General features: G+C 60.2%; 1 protein-coding gene. It reads right to left on the bottom strand.

Translation table 11 applies throughout. From position 1 onward, the window contains the following. On the bottom strand, positions 1-922 hold a 922-nt coding region (locus BG61_RS38630; protein WP_035943727.1), incomplete at both ends, for an amino acid adenylation domain-containing protein.

The raw sequence follows: 922 nt of genomic DNA, 5'->3' as shown, positions 1-922 counted from the left end.
GCGAGGCAAGATGCTCGCGCAGGGCGCCGGCATCGATCTCGGCAACCAGCGTGACATAGGCAACGAGTTGCTGATCCTGCGTATCCTGCTGCCGTGCACGCGCGATGACCACCGCTTCACGCACCGCCGGATGGCTGGCGATCTGCGCCTCGATCTCGCCGAGTTCGATACGGAAGCCGCGAATCTTGACCTGATGATCGTTACGGCCGAGGAACTCGAGATTGCCATCGGCACGATAACGTGCGAGATCGCCCGTGCGATACATGCGCGCACCTTGAACGAACGGATCGTCGAGGAAACGCTCGGCGGTGAGATCAGCACGATTCAGATAGCCACGCGCCACACCCGCGCCACCGATGTACAGTTCGCCTACCGCGCCCGGAGGCACCAGTTGATGTTGCGCATCGAGCAGATAAATACGTGCATTGGCAATCGGCTTGCCGATAACGGGCTGCGTCTGTTCGGTCGTGATCTCCGTGACAGTGGCATCCACGGTGCACTCGGTCGGACCATAGACGTTGAAAGCGCGGATCTGATCGGCCTGCGCCAGGCGATTCCACGTCTGCTGCGTGAGTGCTTCGCCGCCTACGAGCAACGTCAGGTCAGACCGTCGGTGTTCGAGCAGACCGATGGCGAGCAACACATCGAGCTGAGTGGGAGTGCAGTCGAGCACATCGACGCCGCCGGTATTCAGAAATTCGATCAACGCCATACCATCAGCTCGCACGTCGGCGGGAATCACGATCAGCCGGTGTCCCGCCAGCAAGGAAGTAAGGCTCTTCAGGGAGGAATCGAATGCGATGCTGGCATTCAGACTGACGCCGGAGTTCGGAGCGCAATGTGCGAACACCGTCGATTGCAACGCGTGATGGAGGTTCTCTACATGATGATGTTCGACCATCACGCCCTTGGGCTTGCCGGT

This window comes from Caballeronia glathei, assembly GCF_000698595.1.
In the GTDB taxonomy this organism is placed as follows: domain Bacteria; phylum Pseudomonadota; class Gammaproteobacteria; order Burkholderiales; family Burkholderiaceae; genus Caballeronia; species Caballeronia glathei.
The sequence above is the reverse complement of the archived record's forward strand: the minus strand, read 5'-3'. Positions and strand labels throughout refer to the sequence as shown.